Genomic DNA, 25,931 nt, shown 5'->3' with positions numbered 1-25,931 from the left:
CGTTTCTCCCCGCCTCTAATTGGATTCGTCAATCAGGAATGCTTGTGGATCGACGAGCATCATCATCATCATTCCGCCTGGGAAGATGTTGTTCGTGGTGATCTCGCGCTCGTTATGCGAGTGCCACATGAATGCGAAGCCTGCTTCGGTTGCCGGTGGATTCAGGTTCGTCCCGGTCGGCGGCGTTGTCCCGGTGGGCGAGGTGGCGCGTATGGTCGCGTCGGGGCCGAGATAAGGACTGCCGCCATACCAGAAGCCGTTGGTCAACACATGCGAGTCCGGCAGGGTCACCGGTCCACCGCTGCCGACGTTGCCGAACGGATGCGTTTCGAGTGCCTTGCCGTGATCGGCGCACCACTCGTAGTAGTTCGGCGCATGCGGGTCGGCCGTGTAGTAGCCGTTCGCGTCCGGGGTGCAGACGACCGGCTTGCCGAGGTAAGCTGCGAATTGCGGCGCGGTGTCGGTGTACACGTCCACGGGCTTATGCCCGTAGACATCCCAGTTCAGGCCCCTGCCCGTCCAGTAGAAAATTCCGTCCATCGCGAGGCCCGGCGTCGTGGTGGTCGTGAACAGCAGCGGTCCGGCCACCTTGGTCGGGTCCGTCTTGCTCAGGATCATGTTTCCATCGCGCGCCAGCACCCGCACGTGATTGCCGTGCTCGTGGAACGGATGCTGCCAGCGGCCGGTGCCTATGATCCGCAACAGCACCAGTTCACCCGGGTGCATATGCGGATTGCCGTTGTAGGGCTGATGCGGATACTGCACCGCGTAGTTCGGGTCCATGTCGTCCGGCATCGAGCGGCCGTTGACCATGAAATAGGCCGGGTGATAGGGCTCCGTCTCCACCGTCATGCAGCCGTTCGGCGCCGTGCACGCGTTCGCCGCCTGCTGTTCCGCCTGCGCATGGATGCGCGGGTCCATTTCGGAGAACTGAAAAAGATACTCACGGTCATAACAGGCTGCGCTGTGATTGTAGGCCGCGCCGGCATTGCGGAAGTCCGTTTGCCCATCCGGCAGCGTCGCCGCGACCGCCCGGCAACCCGCAGGCACCGCGAGCGTGCCGGGCGCCGAGGTCGGCAAAACGATGATCGCGCCAAACAGGCCCATCTCGATCTGCAGATCGCCCTGCGTGCCGCTGTAGTAGGCATGCGTGCCAGGCGTCGCCGCGACGAAGCTGTACGTGACGGTACCGCCGGGGGCGGCCTCGCGGGTCAGTATTCCCGGCGAACCGGTGAGCGCGGCAGGACAGGTCCCGTCGGGGTTCAGCACGGCGGCGCAGACCTGGAATCCAGGAAAGAGGATCGACGTGTTGCCCGCCGCCGCAGGCAGGTTATTGGTGAGCGTCACCGTGATGACGTCGCCCTGCTTCACGATCAGCGTCGGACCGGGAATCTGCATGCTCGGGCAGTTCGCGCCCGCGATCGCGGACGGCGAAAATCCGGCCGGCGCCGTGCGGCATCCATAGCCCCACGAATAAATGCTCGCGCCGTCGGGCTGGGTGATGCGGTTCGCCTCCGCACTCAGATCGAAGTGCGTTCCCGTGATGCCTGGCGCGGCGGCCTGCGCGTGCATGCAGACGAGCGTGGCGAGCAGCGCCGCGCCGAGCCGTGCAAGCCGCCCAAGGCGCGCGAGCATGGCGATCCATGTGTTGTGAGTGATGTGTCCCACGGCTCTTCTCCTAAGTGCAGGACTTCTTGGTCGGGTCCACCGCGTTACAGATGTGGACCTCGGTCATCAATCCGCCAAAGTTCTCCTGATCGTTAGCCAGGTGATCGAGATTCGGCGTGTACAGGTAGTAGATCGCACCCGGCTTATATTTCGTCGTGTCGCTGGCATCGAGGATCACATCGATCGATTCGCCGCCGCCCAACGTGATCGAGTTGGTGTTGTAGGTCAGGTCGTTGCCGGACATGTCGCGCAGCAAACGGGCGTTGATGGCAATCACATGCATCGGAATGCCGAGCGACGCCAGCGTCTGATACTCGGTGACGTCGAGGTCTGAGATACGCAGCAGCGCCCTGCCACCGGCCGGAATATTGATCAGCGTCGGCAGCGGTTGCGAAAAATGCGGTGTGCCGTCGGCGACCTGTGTCGACAGCGGATTCGGATTCACGGTGTCCGGATAGCTGCGTCCGTTCAACATGAAGAGCTTGTCCTTCATGTCGGTGAACGGCTCCGGATTGAACGTCATGCCAATGAAGTGGAAGTTCGGATCGAAGCCGTGTATCTGCACCGGATACTCGACGTCGTAGGCGGTCGAACCGTCGCCGTCGTTGTACGCGTACAGCGTCGGCGTGCCGCTCTTGTTGTTGACGTGAAGGACGCCGTTCTGAGGCGGCAGCGGCGTGGTGCACAGAATGTCGGTGCCGCATTTCGTGCGCAGATCCAGTTGCTGCTGCACCAGCGAGTTGTACAGCGACGCACCGCCGGGAACGCGGTTCTGGCGCGGCCGCACGAAAATCTGGCCGACCATGCCCATCTGCAAGTGTTCTGGCGGCGTGATGTGGCAGTGCCAGAAGTAGGTGCCTGCATCCGGCGCGAGATAGTAGTACGTGAAGCTCGCCCCGATGTTGATCGCCACCGACGCGTCCGGTACGCCGTCATAGAACGACGACGCATTCGGGTAGCCGTGGAAGTGCACCGTGTGCTTCTCGAACAGGTCGGGGCGCATGATCATCCCAACGTTCGTCAGCGTGAGGAAGAACTCGTCATCCTCGTCGATCGCCATCATCGGCGCCGGCTCGTTGCCGTTCATCACGCCGATATCCATGATCGGTCGTGGATCGACGTGGCCGGTCAACTGGCCCGGTGGCACCGATTCCGGATCAGGCACGAGGCCGACCGCGCCGTTGTAGGTCGGGTCCGACCTTGGGTCGCCGACGGTGTTGAAGACCGACGCGAACTCGGTACCAGGCAGACCCGCCTTGATGTCGGCGAGCCCGGACAACGGGCCGAAGGCGAACAGGTAGGTCTGCACGCCGTTCGCCATCGTGGCGTAACCATCACCGCCCGAGATCTGCTGACACTTGATCGCGCCGTTGATGACGCCTGTCGACGTGGAGGTCTGTCCAGTGTAGGACGGCCCGGTGTAGGCGGGCTCCCCCGCACCAGGCGGCAGTGCCGTCGGATGCGCCGGCGTGGTTGACGGGCATTGCACCCGGAACGACTGGCCGAACGAAGGAACTGCAAATAGCAGGAACAGCAGCGCGGCAACACTGCTGCGATAAACGCGGGTACTGAACATATGACCTCCATCCCAGGGGTCAGCCAGCGCGATACGCGCTGGACGTCATGCTCTACGGCGAATGCGGGCCGGTTATGTTGTTACACCAGCCCGTATCTGGATTCTGAACAGGAGCGACGGAGCCTGGGATGGGTCACCCCCCTACACTTGCGGTAGGGCAAACCCAGCGATGCTCTTCAGGTCTGGCCAGGGTGGCGAAAGTCATATCGTCAGAACAAAAATTGGGAGCGCTTGCGCGTCGGTTCTAAAGAAATTGCTATTTATGTGTGCTATTCCTAATATCCACCAAACGTCCGGATGGGTAGAATTCCTACCATCAGCATGCTGCATTGCAATACGCAACCGTCGGCGCCTTGACCACGCGCTCAGGCGGACAATACCCACACCCTTGTCCTTTATCGCCCAAGGGTTCGACGCAATCACGAGTGGGGAGCGCCATGGAGTTCTTGGAAAAAACCGTCGCGACGGAATTAGTTGAGCGGAAGGATCACACCCTCGAACATGTTGGGTTGGATGGCGAGAGGCAGACGTATTTTCCGGCCAGGTCAATGTGGTTGAGGCTGGAACAGCTTCATGTGACGCAACAGCTCGCAGAGCCGCTGGACGCAGACAAACAGCCAACCCTTTCCACGTCGCTGCACGGAGTGGCACGTCTCGATGGCCAGGAGCTGTCGATTATCGGCGACGCTGGACACGCGATGCGCACCGTCGAGGTGTCCTTCGAGGCACGCGACGTCAGCAAGGCTGACCGGTTAGGCCTGCGCGAGCTGGAAGACGAACTCGGAATTTCGTTTGCCGACGTGCCGCTCGGCACTGCCCGTCTCGGCGCCAATCGGGCCGACGCAGAGACCGGCGAACCCGATCAGTGGTGGCTCGCCTGCCACATTCCCGAAGCCTGTATACATGCGCTTTCGAAGGCGATGTCCGATGGCCAGTTTGGCGCAGTCGAATTGGGACTGGCGCTGCGACACCTCTACACAGCCGAAAGCGCCAAGGCCACCCCTCACCGCGAGCCGGACCTTTTTCTCAGGCCCAACAAAAGCGACGGCGCAATTGAATGTCCGGAAATCGCCATTGGCTACGTCACCCACCTTCGTATCGACCTCGCAACGGCTCAGTTGCGTACCGCGGCGGCGAGCGGCGGCCGCGGCGATGAAGTAACGGCGAACCCTGTCGCGGACGCCGTGAACTCACTGGCTCTCAGGCTCTCCAGCCTCATGACCACGGTAAGATGGATTGGCTTCTTCATCGCCGTATTGCTCTTTCTTGAAGTTCTCGAGAGGCTTTGACGAGGCACGCCCGATCCGTCGCTCACGCATCTATTGCCTCAAAAGTGGTGTGATAACGCGTTGCAGACGCTCAGGTGTCCAAACGGGATATTTGTCGTCCCAGCCGTTGTCCGCCAGCAGACCCGTACGGCCAATCGTGAAACTCACTGGAATGCGCCACATGCGCCCATAATCGCCTGCCCAGGCGCTGCCCAGCAGCCCCACTGGAAAGCTCAAGCCCGCTGCAACCTCGCGAACCGCAGACAGATCGTCGGCTCCATCCAGACTGAACCCGAGCACTTGCAGCCCTCGATCCGCATTGCGTGCGGCGTAGGCGGACAAAAGAGGGAGTTCGTCACGGCACGGCTCACACCAGGTAGCCCAGAACGTCAGAACGATCACTTTGCCGAGTAGATCGGTGGTGATGATGTTCCGGCCATCCAGCGTATGAAGGACGAGCGACGGTGCGGGTTGGCCAACGGCCAACGTGCCGGCGCGGCTCGCCAGGGGCCGGCCCAACCCGCTCGCACCTAGAGACAATGCAAGGACCGCACGCAACCACGCCCGACGCGCCGCCGATGTCGAGGAGATGGAGTCCGTATGCGCCAGCGGCGCTCGCGATACGTCAGAACGCATAGCTCATCCCCACATTACCGGTCCAGCGTGGAAACAACTGATAACCGTCGAGCTTGCTGTATATCGCGCGCTGCACGAAGCCATACACCTCAAGGTTTTTCAGAACGCTAACGGTGATGCCGGGGCTGACATAAACGACCGTTCCCGCTGTGTTCGCGGTATCCGCGAGCGTGCCCTGGTCGTGGCTCTTGCGGGTAACGTTGATCTGCAACTGCGGAACCCACTTCGGGTTCGCCTCATAGCGCAGTCCCACGCTCAAACTGGCCAGATTCCCCGGGCGATATGTCGCGCCGGCATGATCGAGATTTTCCACGATGGCGGACTGGAATTGCCCGTTAATGAACGCGTCGAAGTTCTGGCTGATCGCCCGGTAATAGTAGGCGCCGACAATCAGGTCAGTACTGCCGGTGCCGGGCTGCAAGCTGGTGTCGAGCGTCTGGCCTGCGGCTGCATTGGGGCCGTTCGAGAAGAACACCGGGTTATGCCCGACGGTTGCACCCGTATTGACGTTCTGACCGCCGTACCGGCCTGTGGGTAGCTTGACACCAAGCTGCAAGCCAAGATTGTGCGTTGGCAGAAAACCCTGATAGCTGGCGATGAGCTTGATATCTCCCAGGCCTTTGCTGGTTGCGCCGCTCACGTTGTCTGGTGTGAGCTGGTCCGTCGTCGCGTTGCCGTACGTCGTGTGACTACGGTCAATGTACGGAATGAGCGCACTGAAGTTCCAGCTCGCGCCGGGGCTATAGCTGATGCCGAGATTGATGTAGCGATTGATCGTCTGGCGCTCCACCTCCTGGCTGCCACCGGCGTCATTGATACTGGCGGGCTGTGTGTTCGACACTGAACCGGTACCGCTGCGCAACTGGTTCTGGTTGATGAAGTCGTATTCGATGTTGATTCGCCAGCCTGGGACGGCGGAATAGCCCATCGCGGCGTCGGTGCTCAACGAGCAGCCGCAAGTGGCGCATGCGTGAGCCGCAGTGGGAAAGATCGCAGCCATGGCGAAAAGCAGCGTGCAGCGCAATAGCGCGTTCTGGTTGGTAGACATGATTTCCTCTCCGCTCGATACGGACGCGCGTCTCCCCTCCTCGGGTGGAAGGACGTGCGTGTTTTCCTGAGACGACAGACTGCCGCGACGGCCTGATTGCGAAGCAGGCTGACGCTGCGGTCGGCAAGAGCGACGACTAGGAAAGGACGGGAGGAGCGCGAGGCCGGCCAGATGGAAACGCAGCGGCGTGAGGGACAAACAGGGGCGGCGCCGATACTTGCGCATCCGCTAACAACAGCATTGCAATGACGCCAGCCGGAGGGACGCGCAGCACTGCTACATGATGAGCGACGAGATCGCAATACCCACACGCCGCAAGCTTGTCCGCAGACGCATGGTGTGCAGCGAGAGCCTCACTGTTGACTGCCGAACAAATGGCGCTGACCGGCTCATCGGCGCGGGACGCAACGAGCAACTGACTCACGAGCGGCGCGAAAACGACGAGCCACATGGCGATGAGGCCAAGCCATGCGACAGCGTGTTTGTGGGTGCGGAGCTTCATGGGTAGTCAAAATTTTTGCAGGCTTCTATCCAGCGGATAGCGAGACTGGATAGGCACTTTCCTGATGCGTGCCATCAGCCGGAAGGAGCCGGATCGGCTGGACGGGCACTTCGTTGGGTAACTGAAAGCCAGGACCGTTTCGCGCAGAACAGAAAGCGCCCGCGGTCAGATCGACACGTTGATCGGCCGAAAGAGTTTGCGAGACCGGCGGTGCGAGCATTGCCATCGGGATTGCAAGCAATCTGACAATGCCGCCAATCTTCGAATAGAAAAGGCTAGGCATGACCTTGACGGATTTGCCGACCAGTTAGCGAGTTACAGGCGATTATCGCGCGCGCCTTTTACAGATCCGATGGGTAGATGTCCTACAAAGGTATAGGGAAAGAGCGAGCCAGGTCTTTCCGTTGGACTGCATGTCCGATTGGTCGGTAGTTTTTGTTCGACACTGGCAGTTGAAATCCGGCCCTCAGAGCAGACGCACGCGATCATAAGCATGGTGTCCGCGGCTGTCAGCTTCGGGCGACGACATGGCAGACATGAACCGTACAAGAAAGTCCGATGTATGAGCGGAGCGGATGCTTGATCATCCGACCGGCAACACATGTGAATGGCGGTTTGTGGGCCGATTTCTGCCCGCAGGTATATTGACGCGGGCGTGCTCTGACATGAGATGCAGCATGGAGCGCTCAATGAGCGATCGAACCGCCTTCAATGAATGGCAATCCTTATTACCTACAGCCCAGAATTCTGCAATTTTGACGGGGGTTCCGAGCGCCTCCACAAACCGTGCCTCCCACCGTCATCGACGTAGCAATGGTCAAGTGCCTGTCACCCTGTTCCAGATGCCGTCGCAGATACCAATGATCTCTCTGACGGCATCAAGCGCGCCTCTATGGAGACGTTCGTGAATACCGTCAGAAATGCTGCCAAAATTGAGCTCGCGGGGCCTAGGAAAGTCAGATGGACAGAAAATCTCCGAATTTCTCAACAGGTTGCTAACCGATCTTCGCAAATTTAGAATTTGGCGAGTGTTATTTTTCAGCCACCGCAACCTATTGATTTAAAACGGAATTACTACCACCCCTATTCCCACTCAGTCGTCAATCCAGTGGCTACACCCTTGCGGGGACGGGGTTGCCGCGAGCTCGTGTATCCGACGATACCGTCACCGATACCGAAAAACCCAGTCGGCAGTTATCAGCTTTCGACAGGCTGCATCGGAGAATCAAACTGCGCTGTCGTTGAACGATCACAAACACTGGGCATTTGAGGACGATTTCTGCAGGGATACCGTCAGGCACTTTCCAACGAAATCCTGGCAGAGCTAGTAGAACCCATGCTCTTAACTCCGGCCACGCCGTCGGCCAAAAAAGCATGCGATACGTGCTGCAACCTCCGTGGGCGAAACGCAGTGGCCAGCTTCAACGAGTACTTTTCAGGGCGGACAGAAGCCTGGACACCACTGCCCCCTTTTTGTGATTGCGAGTTGTTCGTTCCATGTGTTGCTGGATGGCGCCCCGCTATCATCTACACTGCATGAGCACCCACGCTAGCCGGGTACGACATGCAAACCTGCCTGTGTGCATCAAGCATCGCAAGTGCGATATCAAAATATTGGTGAGGCCCCCACAGATCACGATCGCCAATGATGTACAGGTAGCTTTTCGCGCGTGTAACCGCAACGTTGAGCAGGTTCGGGGCTGCAGCAGCCCAATCTATCGCTCCGCTCTGCTCCGCGTCACAACCCAGAACGAAGAAGACCACTTCGCTTTCCTTACCCTGGAAAGTGTGGACCGTGCCGATCCGCTTTTTTGTCCATTCCGCCAGCTTGTCTGGCACGCCTCGTCCAGTTCCGGACAGTGCGGCACGCCACGCATCATGATCGCCCAGAAGCGCACTCAGCCCCTTTCTGACCTGCCGGAACGGCGTGATGACGAACGCATCCGGTAGTTGTGGCCGCTTAGGGTCAGTCAGATCCGGCGCTTCGCTGTACAGCCTGACCAGTGCCTCAAATACGCGCTGGCCCTGCGTGACGACGTACTTAGTTCCATCACTGCTATCGCCGGCCACATGCCACCATGCGCTATGACCGAGCACCCGATGTGCGGAGGGCATGCCCTTCTTCGCATGCTTCATTCGTCCATCGTATGCAATAGCGTTGGCGATCTCGAACATCGGGCTCGCGCACCGTCGGTGCATGACAAGCGGAATACCAATGAACTGATCGCGCTCAAGCGGATGCCGCACACCGTATGGATAGCACCGGTCAGCCAGAGTCTGGACGGACTGTGCGTCCACCGCATAACGTGGCCGAGCTTCCTGCAGCCAGTATTCGCCAAGGCGCATCAACAGACGGGTTGACTGCGTGACGACCGGTTCGATCTGGAGAGGGTCTCCCACCACCACGACGCGCCGCGCGCGCATGATCGCGCCAACGGCCGCCTGCGGCAAAGCTTGCCCGGCTTCGTCGACGATCAGCCAGCCCAGTTCCTCCGGCCCGATCCCGGCGAACTGTCGCCGAAACGACGCGAAGGTACTCGAAACCACTGGCACCAGTATGAAAAACCATTGCCAAAGTACCTTGCGCGCCTCGCCAATTGGACCTCGCGAAAGCATCTTCGACAGCGCGAACACCAGATCCCTCGTTTGGACCTCGTGAAAGAATGCCTCATGCAACGCCATAGCGGCTGAAAAGAGCTCGTTGCGCAAGCTATTCAGCTTTTCACCCTGCCAAAAGGCCCGGGCCTGGCAGGCTTCCTCTGCAAGCTCGGTGCCTTCCCATATGGTCACCTCCGTCTGCGCCAGCAGCAACCTCATGGTCCGCAGTCTGTCGCACACGACACGAAAGGAAAAGGCGGCTTCCGCAGTCTCGCACCATCGCCGATACTGACCGGGGCGGAACCATCTGGACAGCCAGCGGATAAACGGCGGACCAAGGCGTTGCCCGATCAGGTCTGCCTCCTTATCCAGTTCGCGCACCATCTCGCTCAAGCGATCCAGCGTCGCGTCACTCGTATCCGGATGAAACAGATCGGGACAACGTTGCGTCACCTTTGCCCACTTTCCCTCCAGTTCGGTCAACGCGGCATCAAGCGCTTCGAGACGCCTGTGCTCTGTCTGCCAGGCCGCATGCGCCGCCTTGAAGCGGTCCTGCGACGCACGAAAACCCGGACGCGTGCCACGCGCCTGTTCACGATACCGCCAGTAGGTCATCGCGCCCACCGCGTCCCAGCTCGATAAATCGACCTCTTCGTTCCGGAGAAACCGGTCGCCCGGCCGCTCATCCGGCTTCGCGGCGCGGTTCGAAAACACGTCGCCAAACCGTGTGCGGTTGTCCCGCTTGCCCAGCGCAGCGGATACCAGCCCCCACACAGGCTCTTTGGGAGTCTTCCACTGCTTCGTCGCATGGGTGCCGGCATAGCGGGTTGCGACAGGCTTGAAGTAACCCAGCGTATCGAGTTGTGCGGGATCGAGGTGCCGACTCTGCGGCAGTTCGAGCGACAGGTTTTCCACCGCTCCGTTGTTGCTCGAGGCCACCACGATCTCGAATCCCGTCAACTCCGCTGACAGCACCGGTAGCATATAAGACTTGCCACCCGCGAAGACCGCATCGATGGTCGAACCGGACAAGCCGTCCCTAGCACTACCAAGCGACGCCAATACCCCCGCCCGCTCAACCACGAGATGGGCAACAAGATCCCGAAGCAGCGTGGTCTTTCCGGTACCCGGCGGGCCGTTCACCGCTAGAATTTCGCCCTCTCCGAGGGTCTTCATCCGGTTCAGCGCGTATTGCTGCATCAGCGCCTGAAAATGGCCAACGGGCGATGGCCAACGCCCCTCGATTCCATTGCGAGGTCGCAGCGTCTCGAGAATGGTCCGCTGGCCGTCAGGCGCATCCAGATCGAGCTTCGATGTGTCCTGCAGAGAGAGATAGGCCTTCAGAGCACGCGGCACGCGCGATCCGTCCAACTCGCGCTGCGCCTGGATCAGGTCATGAACGTAGAAGCTGTTCAGGATCGGCAGGTCCCGCTCCTCATCAGCCTCCTGCTGCTCCTCCGCCGATGCATCGGTGGACTGCCTTGCCGCTGCGCCCTCATCCGTACGGCGGGTCTGCGCCCCTGTCGGCTGTGCTCGCACCGGTGATATGACCACCCACGCAAGGCCATCACTGACAGGTTTGTAGCGCGCCCATTCATGAAGCCGCTGCACCATCGCAATCAACTGCGTCGCATCGAAGGCTTTGTCCTCGGCGACAAGCGCCACCAGATCATCCCTGAGTGCTGTCAGGCTCGATTCGAACGAGTCAGCACAAAGATCTTCCAGTTCCCCACTTTGCAGGCGGCCCAGCGCCCATGGCAAAGCTGACACGCTGAGGCTATCGGCACTCACCCGGCCACCTTGTCCCAGCTTCACTTTCGCAAAGCACGTCAACCCTTCCGGGGCCATTTCATCATCGCGAATTTGCTCGATCAAAGAACGTGCTTTCGACCTTGCCGCGACATAATGCTCGACCACAGACGTCGCCTGCGCCACATCAAACGGAACAAGGTACAGCTCTCCCGAGCGCCCGGACACCTCGTCCCACCCATGAATCAACCCAGTGGTCGTCGTCCGGATGCAAACCGTTCTCTGGTTCGATTCTCTGGCTTCCTCGAGTTGATCATCGAGGCTGTAGCTGTTGAAAAATTCGACGCTGTGCCAGTAATCGAGGATTCGGGATATCTTTTGAATCGTCACAATGGGATACGCAACATCGTCGGGAAGCAGCTAGATTAACCTATATATGGCCTGCTCATACGCAACCCGGTAAAGGGTAACGCATAACAATGCAAAGGGTACCGATGCTGTGGGTGAGCCTGTAGACTCCGCACCGTCATTGTCAGAATCTCATAGCAGGCGGTGTCTCGGACTATTGGCAGCGCCGACGCCGAGCGTCGGCCCTTCCTGCACGTACTGTCGACTGCGGGGCCGGGACGGCCAGGCGTGGACTACCTCGGCGAGAAATTCGGCGCCGCGCTGTTGATCTCCTCCACGATCTCCGGCGGCACTGCCGAACGGCGGGCCGTCGCAGGCGAGATCACCACGCCCTGCAGCTGCGCGCGCAGGTCGTCCCAACGCTCTCGCAGCACCGTCCAGCTCCACTCATCGTAAGTACCCTTGAATATCACCGGACGAATCTCGATACGCGGGAGCTTGCCGGGTTCCACCTTATCCTCAATGGATTTTTCGAGGCTCTTCTGCCACAAGCTCCCGATGCGATCCACCCGGCCGATCTGTTGCTCGACCACTCCCGGGTTCCACTCCGGATGGAGTAGCACCACCGTTCGGCACGCCTTGTGAAGATTGAGACCCTCACGCCCCACGAGGGACTGTGCCACGAGAACCTTTGGGAAACTATGCTCGCGATTGAACGCGAGTTGCAGAAGCCGGCGCGTGCGCGGCGACGTGTCGCCGTTCATCAGACGGGCAAAGCCTCCCTGCGGGCTGTTGAGTTCATCGACGACCCGCGTCCACAACGTCATCGCATCGCCTTCGTCGAGTTCGGTGTCGCCTTCGTCGTCATCGCCCCGATCTACCGAGGCGTCGACCAGTTCCACGAATGCGTCGGCAAATGCGCGAGGCTGCCACGCCTGCTCGTCGGAACCGAGCCACTCCTGCATCGCACGAGCCACCAACGCAAGCTGTGAGGTTTCGTCGTCCGCGACGGCATCCGCGATCGTATTCTTAAACGCTGCAAATAGCTGCTTTGCCAGCGACGCGCCCGCATAGCCCGCAAGGCCCGCCTCGAGTTGGGCAAGCAATTGGGTACGAAAGCTCCGCCTTTTCCGCTCGACGTCCTTGTATTGCGCGGCAAGCTCCGACTCGAGCTCCTCGCGTTGCAGCTCGCCCTGGCGGCACAACTGACGGTGCGCCGCCTGCGCTGCGGCCCACTCGCTATCGGACAACGTCGTCTGTGGCCAGGACTGGCCTATCGCAAGACTGGCCAGCATCGCGCGCGCGTTGAGCAAATCGACCAGCGCCCTCATCGGCGCGGTGAAACGTCCGAATACGAGGACCTTTTCACCATCGTCGCAGATCGCTTCGATTTCCTTGATGGCCGCAAGAATCGCCGGATGATCGAATAGCTCATCGCCATCGCGGCTGAAGGCCTCGGCAAGCACATTCATCCACCAGGCCGCACGCTGGTCGCGCTTCTCGCTGACCTCAGCACCGGGTTCCTCGGCCGCCTCCTTCGCTTGATTCGTGTCGACGTCGCACGGCGCATCCTGCGCATTCAAACGCAGCAGCGCTGCAATACCGTGGCCGTTACCGAGCGTCAAACGCAGTCGCTTCGCCTGCTGGCCTTTAGACTGATGCATCACCACCGAGAGCGCTTCGGCGGCACACACCGCGCGTTTCCACGACGGTTCCAGAGAGGCCGTATCGACAACAATCTCGGTTTCTCTCCGGTAAGCATGCGTCGGTTCTTTGGCATAGTGCGCGAACGATCGAACGTATTCGTCCTCCCGCTTGTCGCGCCTTAGCAGGAACGGATGCAGCGCCGCATGAAAGCGGTCTGCGGCAAGCTTGTAGGTGTGCCGCGTGTGCGCGTCGAGCGGCGTTTGACGGACCTCCTTGACGGCTCTCGCATAGGCGTCGATCCGGTCCGCGATCGTATCAGAGTCGACACCTATACGCTTCAGAATGGTCTTCCAGTCGGTTACGTCGAGCTCGACCGGCGTGGCGGTCATCGCAAGGCATCGGGAAGATTCGTTACGCAACACCACCCGGTCGAGCAACGAGTTCAGGATACTTGCCGCACCCCGGCTCTTATGGGCCTCGTCGACAATCACCAGATCGAATGTGCCAAGTCCCAACCCTACGGCGCGCTCCAGCCACGGCCTCAATTGCGCGTCGCGCTGGTAGGCCCCGGCATCGAGCGCGCCAGGCCAGGGTGTCTGCGCAAAAAGCTCCTCGATCAATTGCCGCGGAAACTCGCCCGATGCATTCACAATGCCCTCGAAGATGCTGCCGGCGGCAGCACGAGGCAACGCTGCGTACAGTTCCTCGCTACGGTGAAAACCATAGGGGACTTTCGCTTTGCGGTGCTTATACCAGCGAGCGTACAACTCGGGCAACAAGGCCCATCGCCATGGATCGCTCTTCTCGCCCAGACGCCAGTTAGCGAATGCCTGCGAGATGACTATCACGTTGTGATCGAACCACGGTTGCGGTTCGTCCTGAGTCTCGGTATCCCAAGCCCTCAGGTATTGCCAAAGGCTTCGCAAGAGCGGTACGTCTTTGATGCCGGCGTCAGCGAGTTCAGCTTTCCACTGGAACGGCAGTCCCGGCGGCACCAGAATGGCAACTCGCCCACCCGCTTGAATCACGCTGCGGGAAACCGCCGTCGCGATGCGCGTCTTGCCCATTCCGACTTCGTCGGCAATCACCACGCCGTTGCCCGGAAGGCGTTGCGCGATCTGATTCAGACTCGCGCGCTGTCCCTCATTGAGCCATCCCGTACTCGAACTGGCCGCCGCGATCTCGCGCAGATTCCTTGCGACAGCGGCCCAACCTGCAAATGATTGCTTCATGACGCTGCTCCGATCGCTAACAGATCACCCACTCCCCATTTCTGCGCGATGGAATCGAGCAGCGCTTCATAAGTCTCGCCCGCCGGCTTCTGTTTCGATTCTGCAAACGTGGGACGGAACGACGGCACTTTCAATGGGCTAAGGGGATTCAGTTCAAGCTCGCGAAAAACCTTGACCCCTTCGCTATCGGCAAGGAGCATAAGGGTCTGCTGCAATCTGCAGCACCATGCAGTCCATTCGTATTCGGCAACCGAGGTCTGGCGCTCGGCCACCTGTTCGATGAACTCCATCATCTGCCGCACGGCGTAACTCGATGCGCCACGATCCGCATGACCCGCTTTCCGCGCCGACAACTCGGCCGCCCCCGTTTCTTCGACTGACGGATCCTCCTCGTTCGGCGGCAGCGGGAAATTCGCCAGATGCCACCATGCGTCCGTCACCTCGAGCGTTGGCAGCGGGGTCGCAGCAATACGGCCGAACTCGTCCACAACCGGCACTTCGGCCAGGTGCGCCTGACCATCCACGCGCCAACTCACGCTAACCACGCGGGGCCGCGAGGCGGGCCAGAGGAATCGGTCGCCGTCCCTGTCGCAGAGCGCGCCCTCACCATTCAGTACCTCAATCTCTCCAGCCTCGTTGCCTGCGACCAGTGCACCTGTTTGAGCCTCTCCCGACTGCCACCGAAGCCATGCAACGGGCGGGGCAACGTACGCATCCGGGCGCTCCGGAATCTCACCGCCGGCTTGCAAGCGGCCCGGGCCGACGCAGTCGTCCCATTGAACCGGCAAGACGTTTTCAACGACCTGTTCTAGTGGAAGGTCCGGCTTCCATAGCAATCGTCCCGGGGCGAACACGACGCCCGCCTCCAGATTGCCCGCCCGGGGATGCATAGCCTTCGTGAATCCGGGTTGAGTCAGGTTGCCCGAGCCCATATAGAGCCAGGCATCGAGGCAGAACCTCGAGTTCTGCTGACAGTTGTAGCCAAGCAGGAATTTGGCGTGAAGGGTGCGCTCTTTGTCTTCACCGAAGAGAACCCGCGGCTGACCAGCCGCCCTTACCGTGATCCTGGCCTTGGCCAGGGCAGTGGCCGACAGCGCAATCGCCTGACAGGCGTCCACATTGACGAAGACGTCAACCTTGGGATCGTTTGACAGGAACTGCGCGGACTGAAGCGTCTGGAGGATGTCGGACAACACCTTCGGTACGGCGCCCGGCTCGGCCGCCCCCTCATAGAATCCGGACCCCATCGCCAACCATTTGCGTGAATTCCGGATTCCGGTAAGGCGAATCTTGTCAGGCAGTTGCGAGAGCAACGATTGCTCACGACTGTCAAAGAAGCGTGGCGAACACTCGCCCGCCCCCTTGTCGCAGCGGTCGATCCATTCGTCGAATCGCTGCATGACGATTCCCGTCTCGCTTTGCAGCGACTGCGAACGAATGTCGAGCAAGCGCGTATCGAACCGCTTCGATAGCCAGTCGAGTAATGAACGGGCGGCCTTGATGTCTGCGCAACGCTGCTGCGTATCCTCGTTCAAGGCGTGGAGTTCGTCGCTGCGAACGTCGATGCTCCACACAAGGTCGAGGCTCTCTTCCATCGTCTCCCGGGTCCAGTTCCCTGTGGAGACGATCAGGCGCACGATCCAGTCGCTCGCGTCATCGCGATGGCGAAATCCAAGCAGCGCCACTTTCGCGTGCAACAACGAAAAGGGCTTCTCGCTCAGCTTCAATAACGGCAAGTGGGCAACGCCGGGAACCGCCAGAAGCGACAGCGGAGCATTACCGGTATCAAGCATCAGCGCCAGGGAAATGGAACCGCCATGCGCACGCTGAAGTTGGGTCCGGCGAGTAAATAGCTCGATGGCCAAATTAAGAAAATCGCCATCCGCGGAGTAGCCGCACATCCACCCAAAGCTGCCCAGGTAATCGGCGTCCGGACCCTCGAAACACTGGGCAAGCGTGGGACGAACCAGCTTGTTTCCTGACTTGCTCATGCGGCCTCCTCGAGCGTCGGCACAAGATTGAGCCACTGATCGAGTTCGCCGCGCAGATCCGCATTGAGCAGAAACAGATTCTTCACGCGAAAAGACAGGCCCAGCGGCCACACAATCCCAGGCACGGCAACCGCGGCATCGTCGCCCTGCTCGCCGTCGTCCACCGGCTGCGTCGATGCCTGGGCAACACCCTGAAATGCCGGCCCGGGCACGACCTCATTGCCTCTCAGACGCAACACGCGTCCATCGAGAGAGACGAGGCGTTCCAATACCTGGGCGGAATTTCCGCTGCTGCATGCGATGCAGAATTCATTGGCCTCGCGGTCAGGATGGTTGACGCGCAGAAAGTCGTCCGCGGCGCGCTTGAGTTCGGTGAGCTTCGTTTCCACGGCAGCCGGAACGGGACTTCGCAGCGCATGCCGCTGTCCTGTGCCGTCCCTCGCCATGCAGGATTCGAGCGCATCCAGCGCCGCGATCGCGGCATCTCTGGCAACCACGAACAAGGCACCCGCGCGCATATCGGCCCAGTGCTGGGGCTCGCTGATCTCGAATGGACGAGTGTCCCAGCCAAGTGCGGTCTCCGGCTTCGCCCTGATCGACTCGACCCATGCAAGCGCAGCCTGACGCCGCTGTTTGGCCTGCGGGGTCTCCGTTCCTGCGCCGCGCACGAGTCGTTCCTTCAGCAATACACGGGCGCGCTCGGGCAACGGCTGGGTCGGCGACAACGCTGCCTGCAGAGGGTCCGTTCCGACCTTGTCGAAATCGTTCGACGAAGCCCACTCCTTCAGATGGTCGATCACGGTTCTATTATGGGGACGCCAGTCTCCACACGCGGCCCCCAGGAATTCTTCGCCTTCCTGCGAACATTTGAAGGTGTTAAAGCGCGCCCCGGTTGCCGTGACGAGACCTAGCGCAGGCAACGCTTCGACGGTCGACATCCGCATGGGCTGCGTGACATAAAATTTTTGCTCCCGCAGATGGCGAAATGCGAGGTCGGTTTTGCCTTTCATCTTGTTGACGCCACGTCGACGAGAATCGGGTTCCCAGTTGTTGGCCTTGAAGTCGAGCCAACAGGCCAGTGCCTCGATCGCGTTGGCCGTTTCGATGTTGGTGACGGTCCATTTGGGCCGGGTTGCGAGTTCTGCAACCTTGACGCCCAAGGTCGCAAGAAAAAGCTGTTTGCCGAACCAGACGCCCCCAAGTCCCGGGACAGCCGATTCATTGAAGCGCCTCACAGACGCTGCGACACCCAGCGTTCGCACACGCCGTTCTCTCGGCAACGCGCCGGGGCCGATCAGCCCCCAGGTCAAAGTCATACTTGGTCCCTCGAGATTTTTCTGGTTTTCAATGCGTTGCGGCCTCATTCACGCTATTCTGTTTATCGACATCCTGTGCCCACTTCTGAATGCCTGTCGCGTCTAATCGTCGCGAGCACGCACAGCCTTTAAATCGCATATACTGACGTTGTTATCGTTTCAACTCCCATCCAGCCACGGTGCGCACATCCCCCTTGGCGCACGTCATCGACACTTCGACAAGAGCGAACACGAAGAAGTAATCGGGATGATCTTCCATCCCGACAAGTCCGATCTTCGCCCTACCCTCTTGGTCGCGAACGCAGCGCTCGCCCATCTCCTTGGTCTTGGACAAGAGTTCATGGGACTGAGTCACTATGATGCAGAGATACGCAACCTTCTGCGGCAATGGGCAGTCACTCGCAAATAGCTTGGGCATGAGTAGCGCACAGGTCGTGTCGACTCGCTGAGATGGAAAGGGTTCTTTAGGTAGCACGACCCTTCTTATATTCGGCCAACATCTTGCTCGCATGACCGGTCGGCTTTGTGCCAGTATGTCCTTCGAAGTCCGTTAGAAATGCTCGGAGCGGAGCCTCCAAATAAGCTACGCCTTGCTTTCGTGCGACGAAGATCGTGATCATTATCGACCGATGGACGTAGCCGACCAATTGGGCTCGCCACTCCTCGATCCGAGGTGTACCTAGCATTCCAGACATATGAAAGCACGGCGGGTCTCCACCGAATAATTCCATGATATGCGGGTATGCTCCGTGTACATAGCCGGAGAATGCTTGCTGTACCGTGCGAAGGAGTTCCTGTGCATCAGATGGGTTCAATTCATCAGCGGCTAACTTCCCGAACGTTGCATGTATTTTTTTTGCCGGCACAGTGTCTCGCTTTTGAGGCGAGCGAAGTGGATCATCGGGGCGTTCGAACTCCTCCTGATAGAAATTTTCCAAGAATTTGACTTGGTCATCGCTGCAGCCTGCTTGCCCCTGTGGAACCAGCAAAAAGAAAATCTCGTTACAAAAATCATCAGCCATTCGACAGAGAGCACCAACCTCCTGCGCGTAGCCATGACGCAGTAGTAGTACGCATGCGCGAAGCGTCGATATGATCTTGATACCCTTCAAGTAGCAGGCTAGGGAATCAGTGAGGGATACGTGCCGAAACTGGCGCTGGGGTCCAATGTCGCGATAAACCACAGTCCCCGCGAATGGCTGCATCTCCGAATAGAACTGCTCAAGACGACTGAGAGTTTGATCTAGGAAGTCTTCGATTGGCATGTCGCAACTCAGCATTGATTCGTCTGCGGCAAGCGGATCCTCGAAACCACATGCCGCGCTAACTGAAAATCTGGACTCTTTCAGGACAATCCGCATCTTAACCCTCAGCTTCCCGCAAAATGATTCCACGCTGTTGCTGCCACAAGCAGAATTTCTCCATTGAAATGGCGCTAAGCCTGTTCACATAAGCGCCCATCCCATTACGTACTGCCCGAACGAGGAGTTCAGGTGAGTCGTGTCTGTATAGGTCTATGCTGGATGTTTTGAGGCTTCCGCCTGCGCCATCAATTGATGGTATCGGCCAACCGCGTCGTCAGCAAAAGCCTGATACCGCTACCTGTATCACGCAAAAGATTTCCTTGACCGTGCTTTGCGTTGCCGCGGCATTTTCGATAGCGACAGGAATGAAAAAGCCCGCAGAATCGCGGGCTTGGGTCAATTTAGTGCCTGCACTTGCCTGATATTGCCAGGCCATGCACAAAAATGGGACTCACTCCCACTCAATCGTCGCCGGCGGCTTCCCCGAGATGTCATAAACAACCCGGTTAATCCCCCGCACTTCATTAATGATCCGGTTCGACACATGCCCGAGCAGTTCATGCGGCAGATGCGCCCAGTGCGCGGTCATGAAGTCCTGCGTCTGCACCGCCCGCAGCGCCACGACATATTCATAGGTTCGCCCATCGCCCATCACACCGACGCTCTTCACCGGCAGAAACACCGCGAACGCCTGGCTCGTCAAGTCATACCACGACTTACCAGTTTCCTTATCGACAAAGGTACGCAGTGTCTCAATGAAAATCGCATCCGCCCGGCGCAGCAGATCCGCAAAGTCACGCTTCACTTCGCCAAGAATCCGCACGCCCAGACCCGGGCCCGGGAACGGATGGCGATACACCATCGCCGGCGGCAAGCCGAGCTTCACGCCGAGTTCGCGCACTTCGTCCTTGAACAGCTCGCGCAGCGGCTCCAGCAGCTTCAGATTCAGCGTCTCCGGCAAACCGCCCACGTTGTGGTGGCTCTTGATCGTCTGCGTGGCTTTCTTGCCCTTGCCTGCCGATTCGATCACGTCCGGGTAAATCGTGCCTTGCGCCAGCCACTTCGCGTCCGTCAGCTTGGCCGCTTCGGCCTGGAACACTTCGACGAATTCCGCGCCGATGATCTTGCGCTTCGCTTCCGGATCGGTCACGCCGGCGAGCTTCGACAGGAACACCTCGCTCGCGTCCACGTGAATCACCTTCACACCAAGGTGATCCGCAAACGTCGCCATCACCTGCTCGGCTTCGTTCAAACGCAGCAGACCGTGGTCGACGAACACACAGGTCAGTTGATCGCCAATCGCACGATGCAGCAGCGCCGCGGCCACCGACGAATCCACGCCACCCGACAGCCCCAGGATCACGTGCTCGTTGCCGACCTGCTCGCGAATCTTCGCAACCGCCTCGTCGACATAGTGGCCCATCTCCCAATCGGAGCGCGCGCCGCAAATCTTCAGCACGAAGCGCTCGATCATCGCGCGGCCCTGCACCGTGTGCGTGACTTCCGGGTGCCACTGCAGGCCGTAGAAGTGGCGCGCTTCGTCGGCCATCGCGGCGATCGGACACGATTCCGTCGACGCCATCAACTGGAAGCCCTGCGGCATTTCCAGCACCTTGTCGCCGTGGCTCATCCACACCTTCAGCATGCCGTGACCTTCCGGCGTGGTGAAGTCGCTAATGCCTTCGAGCAGGCTCGTATGGTTGCGCGCCCGCACTTCGGCGTAACCGAATTCGCGCACGTGGCCGTTGTCGACCTTGCCGCCGAGTTGCTCGGCCATCGCCTGCATGCCGTAGCAGATACCGAGCACCGGCACGCCAAGCTCAAACACCGCTTGCGGCACGCGCGGCGTATCCGTCTCGGTGACCGAGCTCGGGCCGCCCGACAGGATCACGCCCTTCGGCGCGAAGTCGCGGATGAACGCCGCATCGACGTCATACGGATGAATTTCCGAGTACACGTTCGCCTCGCGGACGCGACGTGCAATCAGTTGGGTGACTTGCGAACCGAAGTCGAGAATCAGGATTTTGTCATGCATGGCAGCGGACGGAATCAAAAGTGAACGGATAAGGAAAGCCGCGCACGAGGCGCGGCGTTGAATTCAAAACGGCCTCGGCCGTGAAGCCATGTCGGGCAGCGCGGGCTCCGGTGGTGTGACACGATCGCGGCAGATACCCGAGGCACAGCATCCAGCACGCGCGCAGACGGAATCCGGAAGCTTCGGCAGGGGGCGCGGCGCTCCGGGCCTCAGCCATGAAACGGCGGCCGTGGCGCGCCAGGCGCATCGGCCGCGTCGCTACGCGCTTCGACGTCGCTTGCCGAAAGCGTGCCCGGGCGATTTGCCGCGGCAAAATCCGGTTCCACCGGATGCCCGGTGGCGGGACTGATCGGGTTGGCGGGACGCGTAGCAGGAGGCACGACGGGTTCCACGACAGGATCCCGCACCGCAGGCTCGGCCCGGTAAGCCACTGCATCACGCCCTCTGGCGGCATCTTTCGCAGCCTGCTTTTCGGCACGTTCCGCAGCGGCGGCCTCGGTGAGACGCAACCGTTCGCGGCGCCGTACCGCGCCCGACAACCGTACGCCGCCCAACCCTACGACGACCAGAATCACACCAGCCAGCACCGCGACAAGCTGGCCGAAACCGGTCAACTCGGGACGGTGCATGCCGATAAGCCAGACCAGCATCAGGAGGCCCGTCAGCCAGTTCACATGCCCGACGACCTTGGCGACCGTAGCGGTCAGCGCGCCGTCGATCGACGCATGGAAAGCCAGCCACGCGAGCCCGATCAGCGCGATGCCAAGCCCTTGCCCCACCAGAGTGGGTTCGGTCTGCACCAGTTGCAGCGCGTTGTACAGCGAAGTCCAGGGCGTCAGCAGGAACAGCAGGCCGAACGCCAGCAACAGCAAGGCATCGATGATCAATACAGCGCGCAGCAGTGGCTTCATGGGCGATTAGTCCACGTGGTAGTTGGGCGCTTCCTTGGTGATCTGCACGTCGTGAACGTGCGACTCGCGCAACCCGGCGCCGGTGATCTGCACGAACTCGGCCTTTTCGTTCATCTCGGCAATGGTGCGGCAACCGCAGTAGCCCATGCTGGCACGCACGCCGCCGATCAACTGGAACAGGATCGCGTTGACCGAACCCTTGTAGGCGACGCGGCCTTCAATGCCTTCCGGCACCAGCTTGTCGATGTTGGCCGAGTTGTCCTGGAAGTAACGGTCTGCTGCGCCGTCCTTCATCGCGCCGACCGAGCCCATGCCGCGATACGACTTGTACTGGCGGCCCTGATACAGGAACACGTCGCCCGGCGCTTCTTCCGTGCCGGCAAACATGCTGCCCATCATCACGGCGTTCGCGCCGGCGGCCAGCGCCTTGCTGATGTCGCCCGAGAAACGCACGCCACCATCGGCGATCACCGGCACGCCCGTGCCCTTGAGCGCTTCCGAGACGTTGGCGATGGCCGTGACTTGCGGCACGCCGACACCCGCGACGATCCGCGTGGTGCAGATCGAGCCCGGGCCGATACCGACCTTGACGCCGTCCGCGCCGTATTCGACCAGTGCCTTGGCAGCGGCCGCCGTAGCGATGTTGCCGCCGATCACTTCGACATGCGGGAAGTTCTTCTTGACCCACTGCACGCGCTCGAGCACGCCCTTGCTGTGGCCGTGCGCGGTATCCACGACGATCACGTCGACGCCGGCCTGCACCAGCAGTTCCACGCGCTCTTCGTTGTCCTCGCCGACGCCCACCGCCGCGCCAGCGCGCAGCTTGCCGTGTTCGTCTTTACAGGCGTCCGGGTGTTCGGTCTGCTTGGTGATGTCCTTCACCGTCATCAGGCCGCGCAGTTCGAACGCGTCGTTGATGACCAGCACGCGCTCCAGACGATGGCTGTGCATCAGCGCCTTGGCTTCGGCGAGCGGCGTGCCTTCCTTGACCGTCACCAGCCGTTCGCGCGGCGTCATGATGTTGCGCACCGGCTCGTCCAGACGCTCTTCGAAGCGCAGATCGCGGTTGGTGACGATGCCGATCAGTTGCGAGCCTTCCACCACCGGGAAACCCGAAATGCCATGCTGCTGCGACAGGGCGATCACGTCGCGCACCTTCATTTGCGGCGGCACGGTGATCGGATCGCGCACCACACCCGATTCGAAGCGTTTCACCTTGGCGACTTCACGAGCCTGCTCGGCCGCCGTGAGGTTCTTGTGGATGATGCCCACGCCACCCATTTGCGCCATCGCAATGGCGAGGCGGGCTTCGGTGACGGTGTCCATGGCGGCGGACACGAGCGGCATGTTCAGGGAAATGTTGCGGGTCAGCCGGGTCTTGAGGCTGGTGTCGCGCGGCAAAACATCGGAGAAGGCCGGGACGAGGAGCACGTCATCGAACGTGAGTGCTGTTTGGATCAGACGCATGGCAAATCCTATAGGCGCAAAAGCGAATTATACGCGATACCTCCCCGGTTTTCACTGCACGAACAGCAGGTTAGCGAATTTCCACTGATTTTCCAGGGTCTTTCCGCAGGGGAATTTCGCTTCGCCGTTCGGGTCGGGTTCGATCCGGTTTCGTTTCGCCAGGCGAGTGCAGGATCGAACAAGACGCCCCGCCGCGGCCCGGTTAAGCTGCGCACCTGTTCAGTTTTATGTTGGAGTAGTCGATGCAGCGTGGTGTAGCGTACGGCGTCATGGCCGGAGCGTTGTGGGGCATGGTATTTCTGGTGCCGCGGATGCTGCCCGATTTTTCCCCGTTGCTGCTAAGCGCGGGCCGCTACACGATGTACGGTCTCGTTTCGCTGGCCGCGGCCCTGCCGATGGCGCGCTCGCTCGTCACCCGCCTGAGCCGCGAGGATTTGATTGCGCTCGTCAAGCTGGCGCTGGCCGGCAACCTGCTCTACTACATTCTTCTGACCAGCGCCGTGCACCTGATCGGGATTGCGCCGTCGTCGCTGATCGTCGGCGTGCTGCCGGTCACCGTCACCCTGCTCGGCCGGCACGACCACGGCGCCGTGCCGCTCGCCCGCCTCGCGTGGCCGCTGGCGATGGTGCTAGCGGGCATCGCCTGTATCAATGTCGACGTGTTTACCGTGGCCGAGGGAGCGGCGGGCGCCCCCGCCGGCATCCTCAGCAAGGTCGCCGGCCTCGCCTGCGCAGTCGGCGCCCTCGCCTGCTGGACCTGGTTCGCGGTCGAGAACACCCGCTATCTGCAGCGCCAGAACCATTTCAGCGGCAACGAGTGGTCGGTGTTGTGGGGCGTCGTCACGGGGGCGCTAGGCGCGGCGCTGTGGCTCGTGATCGCCCTGCTGCCCTCGGGCAACCTGCAAACGACGCTCGGCGGCGAGCGCTGGCAAACCTTCTGGATGCTCAATCTGGGACTGGCGATCGGCGCGTCGTGGCTCGGCAACGGGCTGTGGAACGCCGCCTCGAAGCGTTTGCCGCTCACGCTCTCGGGTCAGATGATCGTGTTCGAAACGCTGTTCGCCCTGCTGTATGCGTTCATTTACGACCACCGGCTGCCGCGCCCGCTGGAAATGGCGGCCATCGCGCTGCTCGTGGCGGGTGTGAGCTGGTCGGTGCGCCAGCACGCGGATGACGATTCGGCAGCGGTGCCGATCGAGGAGAAGGCGCAGGCGTCGGCGCATTGAGCGCCCGGCTGGCTCGTGCGGCACAGTGCGCGCCTGGCGGAGCGGCACAGGCCAGGCCGGTTACCTGGGTCGGTTAGCTGGCTAACCAGCCCGCCCTAGCGCGAATCGCGGTTCTGCCACTTGCGCCCTTCGATCGAGCCTTCCTTGCGAGTCTTTTCGACGCGGCGCTGGCGCGCCGCCTTCGGATCGACGATCAGCGGACGGTAGATTTCCACCCGGTCATGGTCGGCGAGCACCGTATCGAGCGATTTGAGCTTACCGAACACGCCGACCTTCTGCTGCGCGAGATCGATCTGCGGATAGCGCTTGAGGATGCCGCTGGCGTCGAGCGCCTGCTGCAGGGTGGCGCCCTCCGGCAACTCGACGGATATCAGCGCCTGCTTGTTGGGCAACGCATAGCAGACTTCAATCGACAGCATCGCGCTCATGCCTTACCGTAACGCGTGTCGGCGCGCTTCACGAACGATTCGACGAAGGTGTTGGCAATATGGCTGAACACCGGGCCGATGATCTTCTCGAGGATGATATTGGTGAATTCGTAGTGCAGCGCGAATTCGATCTTGCAGGCGTCCTCACGCAACGCGGTAAAGCGCCAGTAGCCGGTGAACTTGCGAAACGGGCCGTCCGCGAACTCCATGTCGATGCGCTCGGGTCGCTTCATGCTGTTGCGGGTGGCGAAGTGCTGCTTGATGCCCTTGAAGTTGATGTCGATCTTCGCCTCCATGCCATCTTCGTCCTGGCGACGGATCTCGACCCCGCCGCACCAGGGGAGGAAGTTGGGATAATCGGCGACATCGGTAACGAGGTCGAACATCTGTTCCGCCGAATGGCGTATCAACACGGTTTTCTGGACATCTGCCATAAATTGGACAGCACGTGGCAAGGGTGGACAAGCGCTGCGGGCTTTCCTTGCCCCGCTTTGCTAAAATCGTGATTTTAAACGAGTTGGGCACTTTCCATTCATGAGCATCATAGACAACAGAAAAGCCTTCTACGACTATTCGGTCGAAGAACGCTACGAGGCAGGACTCGTGCTCGAAGGATGGGAGGTCAAAGCCTTGCGCGCCGGCCGTGGCCAGATCAAGGAAGGCTACGTGGTCATCAAGAACAACGAGCTGTTCCTGATCGGCACGCACATCAGCCCGCTGCCCGAAGCGTCGACCCACATCACGCCGGACCCGGTGCGCACCCGCAAGCTGCTCCTGCATAGCGAGGAGATCAGCAAACTGATCGGCAAGGTCGAGCAACGGGGTTATACGCTCGTGCCGCTAAATTTTCATTACAAGGGCGGCCGCGTCAAATGCGAAATCGGCCTCGCCAAGGGCAAGAAGCAGCACGACAAGCGCGAGACCGAGAAGAAACGGGACTGGGAACGCGAGAAGGCCCGGCTGATGCGCAACCCGACCTGA

At 60.6% G+C, this 25,931-nt stretch carries 19 protein-coding genes; 3 read left to right on the top strand and 16 right to left on the bottom strand.

Translation table 11 applies throughout. The features are described from left to right. Positions 1 to 15 precede the first annotated feature (15 nt). Positions 16 to 1,668 carry a multicopper oxidase domain-containing protein gene (locus AC1ECK_RS11415; protein WP_480318989.1) on the bottom strand — a complete coding sequence of 551 codons (1,653 nt, stop codon included), beginning with the start codon at positions 1,666 to 1,668 and terminating at the stop codon, positions 16 to 18. Between the two features lie 10 nt (positions 1,669 to 1,678). Continuing rightward, complete coding sequence (locus tag AC1ECK_RS11410) at positions 1,679 to 3,244, bottom strand: multicopper oxidase domain-containing protein (protein WP_480318987.1); 1,566 nt, start codon at positions 3,242 to 3,244, stop codon at positions 1,679 to 1,681. Between the two features lie 437 nt (positions 3,245 to 3,681). On the opposite strand from AC1ECK_RS11410, the gene AC1ECK_RS11405 reads away from it, so the two are divergent. Then, a complete protein-coding gene (locus AC1ECK_RS11405; RefSeq protein ID WP_480318985.1) occupies positions 3,682 to 4,533 on the top strand; it encodes a hypothetical protein in 852 nt (283 codons plus the stop codon). 30 nt (positions 4,534 to 4,563) lie between these two features. On the opposite strand, the gene AC1ECK_RS11400 is transcribed toward AC1ECK_RS11405, so the two are convergent. The 12 genes from AC1ECK_RS11400 to guaB all read right to left on the bottom strand — a co-directional run bounded on the left by AC1ECK_RS11400 (position 4,564) and on the right by guaB (position 23,296). Next, a complete protein-coding gene (locus tag AC1ECK_RS11400; RefSeq protein WP_480318983.1) occupies positions 4,564 to 5,148 on the bottom strand; it encodes a TlpA disulfide reductase family protein in 585 nt (194 codons plus the stop codon). Next, positions 5,138 to 6,148: a transporter family protein gene (locus AC1ECK_RS11395; protein WP_480319449.1), complete on the bottom strand. Its 1,011-nt coding sequence runs from the start codon at positions 6,146 to 6,148 to the stop codon at positions 5,138 to 5,140. Before AC1ECK_RS11395 ends, AC1ECK_RS11400 begins: the two co-directional genes overlap by 11 nt. Positions 6,149 to 6,332: 184 nt before the next feature. Beyond that, the gene (locus tag AC1ECK_RS11390) at positions 6,333 to 6,647 is read right to left on the bottom strand and encodes a DUF2946 domain-containing protein (RefSeq protein ID WP_480319447.1); all 315 of its coding nucleotides are present in this window, start codon (positions 6,645 to 6,647) and stop codon (positions 6,333 to 6,335) included. A 1,578-nt stretch (positions 6,648 to 8,225) separates the two neighbouring features. Then, complete coding sequence (locus AC1ECK_RS11385; protein ID WP_480318981.1) at positions 8,226 to 11,435, bottom strand: DEAD/DEAH box helicase; 3,210 nt, start codon at positions 11,433 to 11,435, stop codon at positions 8,226 to 8,228. A gap of 251 nt (positions 11,436 to 11,686) precedes the next feature. After that, a complete protein-coding gene (locus tag AC1ECK_RS11380; RefSeq protein ID WP_480318979.1) occupies positions 11,687 to 14,131 on the bottom strand; it encodes a DEAD/DEAH box helicase in 2,445 nt (814 codons plus the stop codon). 137 nt (positions 14,132 to 14,268) lie between these two features. Continuing rightward, positions 14,269 to 16,263, bottom strand: a complete 1,995-nt coding sequence (locus AC1ECK_RS11375) for a hypothetical protein (RefSeq protein ID WP_480318977.1) — start codon at positions 16,261 to 16,263, stop codon at positions 14,269 to 14,271. Continuing rightward, on the bottom strand, positions 16,260 to 17,579 hold the full coding sequence (locus AC1ECK_RS11370; protein WP_480318975.1) for a hypothetical protein: 1,320 nt from the start codon (positions 17,577 to 17,579) through the stop codon (positions 16,260 to 16,262). Before AC1ECK_RS11370 ends, AC1ECK_RS11375 begins: the two co-directional genes overlap by 4 nt. Before the next feature lie 151 nt (positions 17,580 to 17,730). Then, positions 17,731 to 17,913, bottom strand: coding sequence for a hypothetical protein (locus AC1ECK_RS11365; protein WP_480318973.1), 183 nt, complete (start codon positions 17,911 to 17,913; stop codon positions 17,731 to 17,733). Positions 17,914 to 18,043: 130 nt separating this feature from the next. Further along, complete coding sequence (locus AC1ECK_RS11360; protein WP_480318971.1) at positions 18,044 to 18,844, bottom strand: hypothetical protein; 801 nt, start codon at positions 18,842 to 18,844, stop codon at positions 18,044 to 18,046. A 490-nt stretch (positions 18,845 to 19,334) separates the two neighbouring features. Continuing rightward, positions 19,335 to 20,918: a glutamine-hydrolyzing GMP synthase gene (guaA, locus tag AC1ECK_RS11355; RefSeq protein WP_480318969.1), complete on the bottom strand. Its 1,584-nt coding sequence runs from the start codon at positions 20,916 to 20,918 to the stop codon at positions 19,335 to 19,337. Between the two features lie 209 nt (positions 20,919 to 21,127). Next, complete coding sequence (locus AC1ECK_RS11350) at positions 21,128 to 21,829, bottom strand: hypothetical protein (RefSeq protein ID WP_480318967.1); 702 nt, start codon at positions 21,827 to 21,829, stop codon at positions 21,128 to 21,130. A gap of 6 nt (positions 21,830 to 21,835) precedes the next feature. Next, positions 21,836 to 23,296: an IMP dehydrogenase gene (gene guaB / locus AC1ECK_RS11345; protein ID WP_480318965.1), complete on the bottom strand. Its 1,461-nt coding sequence runs from the start codon at positions 23,294 to 23,296 to the stop codon at positions 21,836 to 21,838. Between the two features lie 242 nt (positions 23,297 to 23,538). Between guaB and AC1ECK_RS11340 the strand changes: the two genes are divergently transcribed. Beyond that, on the top strand, positions 23,539 to 24,522 hold the full coding sequence (locus AC1ECK_RS11340) for a DMT family transporter (protein WP_480318963.1): 984 nt from the start codon (positions 23,539 to 23,541) through the stop codon (positions 24,520 to 24,522). Positions 24,523 to 24,617: 95 nt separating this feature from the next. Here AC1ECK_RS11340 and AC1ECK_RS11335 read toward each other — a convergent pair whose 3' ends face one another. Beyond that, complete coding sequence (locus tag AC1ECK_RS11335) at positions 24,618 to 24,950, bottom strand: RnfH family protein (protein WP_480318961.1); 333 nt, start codon at positions 24,948 to 24,950, stop codon at positions 24,618 to 24,620. Then, positions 24,947 to 25,384, bottom strand: coding sequence for a type II toxin-antitoxin system RatA family toxin (locus AC1ECK_RS11330; protein ID WP_137958683.1), 438 nt, complete (start codon positions 25,382 to 25,384; stop codon positions 24,947 to 24,949). Before AC1ECK_RS11330 ends, AC1ECK_RS11335 begins: the two co-directional genes overlap by 4 nt. Positions 25,385 to 25,484: 100 nt before the next feature. Between AC1ECK_RS11330 and smpB the strand changes: the two genes are divergently transcribed. Then, complete coding sequence (smpB, locus tag AC1ECK_RS11325) at positions 25,485 to 25,931, top strand: SsrA-binding protein SmpB (RefSeq protein ID WP_090694127.1); 447 nt, start codon at positions 25,485 to 25,487, stop codon at positions 25,929 to 25,931.

It is taken from the genome of Paraburkholderia sp. SSBN10T, assembly GCF_056619545.1.
Note: the sequence above shows the minus strand (reverse complement) of the source record. Positions and strands in the feature narration are given on the sequence as shown.